Here is a 4,260-nt window from a genome sequence, read left to right on the forward strand (position 1 = left end):
ACCTCGACCTGTACGGAGGCCGCGTAGGTGCCGGGCTTGAGGCGGGCCGCCCGCTGACCGACCGAGGCCGCCGCGCCCGCGCCGATCACCAGCTCGTAGTCGCCGAGCGCGCTGCGCCGGACGGAGGCCGGGCCGCTGACCGTCCAGCCCTCCAGGGAGCCGGAGTGGAAGCCGGGGTCGTACAGCCCGGTGCCCTGGCCCCAGCGCGGGTCACGGGCGCGGGCCCGCTCGCGTACGACGACGTAGGGCTGTCCGGCCGCCGCGCCCTCGACGGTGACCGTGCCGGAGCGGACCGGCAGCTCGCGCGCGTCGGCGCGGCCCTGGTCGGTGAGCCGGTACAGGACGACGGTACGGGCCCCGGACCAGCCGCGCGGCAGCCGCCAGCGGGTCGTGCCGCCGGCCGGGTGGTAGTGGTAGAGCTTGGCCGGGTCGGTCGCGCGGCGCGGCTCCCAGGGCAGCAGATAGGTGCCGCCGTCGTACACCACACGCCCGTCCGTGGTGATCCGGCGGGTGCCGTCGGCGTCGGAGACCGCGGTGGCGCCGGGCCCGAAGAAGGCGATCTCGTGCTCGTCCCAGCGCCGGATCGGATACGCCTGGAGGTACTTGGCGGGCAGCGAGTGCGTCCAGATCAGCTCGTGGAACGCCGTCCAGTCGGTCTTGCCGACCCAGCCCTCGAAGGTGCCCATCCGGGAGTGGCCGAGCAGCGTCGGCCACTTGTCGGCGAAGACGTCCTTCTGGTGGTGGCGGATGAACCGGATCAGCCGGGAGTTGATCCCGCGCGAGGTGTCGCCGCCGTAGTCGGTCTCGTTGGCCCAGTGCGACCAGAGCGAGGAGCGCTCCAGGCCGTGGCCCCACTCGGAGGCGACCAGCCAGCCCTGGGCGCGCAGCTCGCGCTGGAGGCGGTCGGAGGTCCAGCCGGACTCGCGGAACACGTCGATGTACAGGCCGTCCAGCGCCGGGTCCGTGTCGCGGCGCAGCGCGGCGAAGCGCCGTGCGATGTCACCGGAGACCAGGTCGCGGCGCTGGTCGATGCGGTACGACTGGTCGAGCCAGTCCCACTCCTCGTTCGTCCTGTCGACCAGCGTCTCGGAGAAGGCGTGGGCGACGGGGTAGGACTCGGTGGCGTTGACGTGGACGGCGAAGTCGCTGTTCCACTTCTTCCCCTCGCGGACCAGGTGGTTGAGGTCGTCGAGGCCGCCGGCGCGCTCGTTGTAGTTGCCCGCGTAGTCGGGGTGGGCGGAGTCGTGGCCCTCGGACTGGTAGCCCTTGAGCAGGGTGTACTGGCGCAGGCCGTCGGTGGCGAGCGAGATCCGCTTGACGTTGTCGAGGGTGGCGAGGAACGGGTTGGTCGCCTGTGAGGCGAAGTTGAAGGGGATGTGCGGGACGACCCGCAGATGCTGCTCGTCCGCGCCGAGCGGGTCGACCATGATGTCGCGGAAGGCGATGGCCGCGTCCTGCCAGTCGACGGTGCCGTCGCCGCCCCGGTCCCCGGTGACGATCACGGTGGCGTACGGCAGGGGCTCGGTGTCGTCGACGGCGGCGGTGGCGGCCCGGTGGGTCCACTGGCCCGGGACGAGCCGCGCCTCGACGTATCCGTCCCGCCGTACGGTCTGGCGCCACAGCCGCCCGTTCTCCCAGGTGGTCCCGGCGGCGCTGTCGGGCTTGTCGTAGACGGTGTTGGTCTCGACGGCGCCGCCGAGGGTGTCGTGGGCGACGACGGCGTAGGCGCAGCCGACGGGTGCCGCGTCCGGGGCGGTGTCCGCGGTGACCCGGACGAGCGTGTCGCCGCTCCTGGCCTTGTCCAGCTGGATCCGGGCGGCGTACAGGACCGCGCCCGGCTGCTCGCTGCCCACGGAGAGCAGGGCGAGGCCGGGGATCTGGAGGGTGCCGACGCGCAGCGCGGGGGTGTCGTGGATGCGGGTGACGCGCCAGTCGACGCGGTGTCCGTCGACGCGGATCTCCACCTGGACGGCGGTGCCGGTGTCGCCGAACGCGAGGGCGTAGGCGACGCGGTCGCGGCCCGGCCGCGCGGTGACGGCGGGGGTGTGCGCCACACCGTCGATCACGACCTCGCGCACCGGCTCCCGCTGTCCGTACAGCTGCGCGCCGGTGGCGCGGTCGGTGTACGAGACGATGCGGGGGAAGGCGGTGTCGAGGCGTACTTCCAGGTCGTGCGAGCGGATGACGCGCTCGCCGTCCGCCGCCGCGCCGGCGGCGCCGGGCGCGCCGAGCGCGGCCCCCGCCCCGGCCAGCGCGGTGGCGGCCACCACCGTCCTCCGCTTCGGTCCGCGTACTTCGGCGTTCACGTGGGCGTCCTCCTCGTGACGGGGGTGTCCTGTCCTGTGCCTGGTCACGATGGGGCGGCCGGAGGGGGTGTGCCCATGGACAAAGGGGAGCGGGTGTTGGACTAAGCGGTTCGGCCGCGGGCCCCGGGCCGCCCGCGGCGGCGCGGGGACCCGCGCGAGCGGTTCCCCGCCGGCCCGCGGCCGAACGACGCCGTGCCGCGCCCGCTACAGCGTCGCCGCCGCCTTCGCGATGTCGGCCGCGAAGGTCGAGACCTCGCTGTAGACGCCCGGGTAGCCCGGCTCCGCGCAGCCCTGTCCCCAGCTCACGATGCCGACCTGGATCCAGGCGTTGTCGTTGTCCCTGCGGAACATGGGGCCGCCGGAGTCGCCCTGGCAGGTGTCGACGCCGCCCTGGTCGACGTAGCCCGCGCAGATCTCGTCGCTCGGGACGAGGTCGCTGCCGTACGCCTGCTGGCACTGGGCGTCGGAGACGAAGGGGACCGTCGCCTTGTAGAGGTAGCGCTGCTGGCCGCCGCCCTCGCTGCGGGCGCCCCAGCCGGCGATGGTGAAGGTGCCGTTGTTGTACTGGGTGTTCGTGGCGATCTTGAGGGTGGGCTGAGCGACCGGCTTGGCGAGCTTGATCAGCGCCCAGTCCTTGCCCTTGCCGTTGTAGCCGGGCGCCTGGAGCACCCGGGTCGACTTCACCTTGACCGCGCTGCTGCTCTGGAGGTCGACGACGCCCGTGGTCGCGGTGATGGAGGTGTTGGCGCCCGAGCCGTTCACGCAGTGGGCGGCGGTGAGGACGATCTGCTGGGTGTAGAGGGCGCCGCCGCACCCCATGGAGAGGCGGACCATGAACGGGAACTCGCCCTGGGCGGCGCGGGTTCCGCCGACCACGGGCGTCGGTGACGCCGAGGCGCCGGTGGCGGGCTGGAGCGTGAAGGCGGCGAGGGTGACCGCGGCGACGGCGACACATCTCTTGAGGGCGCGCGTGAGTGTGTTCTTCAAGGGACTGCCCTTCGTGGGGGGTGGACGTCCGCGCGCCGACACACCGTGGGGATGACATGGGCGCGTCAATGCGCGTGCTGTGGATTATGAGAGCCGTCCGGACAGGCGACAAGGAGGGCTTTCCGGCCATGCGCGCGAAGACCCCCGCCCCCCCCAACACCCGTACAGTGGAGGCTCGTTCACCGTCCTGCGGGGGTGGCAGCGTGGCCCACGAGAGCGCGGGCGGACCGGGGGACGGACCGGCGCCGGGTCCGGTCGTCCACGGGTTCCCGCACATCGAGACCGTACGGGCGGCAATCACCGCGCTCTACCGGCGGCTGTCGTACGACGGGGTCCAGGGGTACGCGACGAGCGTGCTGCCCGCCGACGTCGCCTTCGCCGACCACGACGACCTCCATCTGGGCGCCCAGCGCGTCGCCCGGGCCCTGGTCCGGCATCTGCGCCTGCCGGACGCGCGGATGATCGTCGGGTTCCGCGGGATGCGGCACGCGGCCTCGGTCGAACTGGCCGCGGGACCCGAGTACTTCATCGAGCTCAACGACCGCTTCCGCGCCCACCGGCGGGACATCGGGGCGGCGCTCGCCCACGAGATCACCCATGTGCTGCTGCACCGGCTCGGGCTGGCGTTCCCCGGGACGCGGGACAACGAGATCCTCACGGACACCGTGACGACGTATCTGGGCGCGGGGTGGCTGCTGCTCGACGCGTTCCGCGAGGACGGGGTGTCCAGCCAGAAGCTCGGATATCTGACACCGGAGGAGTTCGGGTACGTCCTGGCCAAGCGGGCGGCCGTGTTCGGCGAGGACCCCTCGCCGTGGTTCACCAGCCCGCAGGCGTACCCGGCCTACCGGGCCGGCCTCGCCCGCGCCCGCCGCGACGGGGAGCAGCCGCCACTGGTGGCGGCCGGGTGGGCCGGACGGCGCCGGTACACCAGGGACCGGCGGGTGGCGCTGGAGCGGGGCGGGTC

3 protein-coding genes are annotated in these 4,260 nt (G+C 73.3%); 1 reads left to right on the forward strand and 2 read right to left on the reverse strand.

Annotation, left to right across the window (positions count from 1 at the left end; genetic code table 11):
• Positions 1–2,306 (reverse strand): endo-alpha-N-acetylgalactosaminidase family protein (locus tag ACJA3G_RS31465; protein ID WP_406556446.1); only part of this gene is annotated, 2,306 nt, incomplete at its 3' end.
• Positions 2,307–2,510: 204 nt separating this feature from the next.
• A complete protein-coding gene (locus ACJA3G_RS31470; protein ID WP_406556447.1) occupies positions 2,511–3,293 on the reverse strand; it encodes a S1 family peptidase in 783 nt (260 codons plus the stop codon).
• 203 nt (positions 3,294–3,496) lie between these two features.
• On the opposite strand from ACJA3G_RS31470, the gene ACJA3G_RS31475 reads away from it, so the two are divergent.
• On the forward strand, positions 3,497–4,260 hold a 764-nt coding region (locus ACJA3G_RS31475), incomplete at its 3' end, for a hypothetical protein (protein ID WP_406556448.1).

Origin of the sequence: Streptomyces sp. YS-3 (genome assembly GCF_045257485.1) — a bacterium.
Classification (GTDB): domain Bacteria; phylum Actinomycetota; class Actinomycetes; order Streptomycetales; family Streptomycetaceae; genus Streptomyces.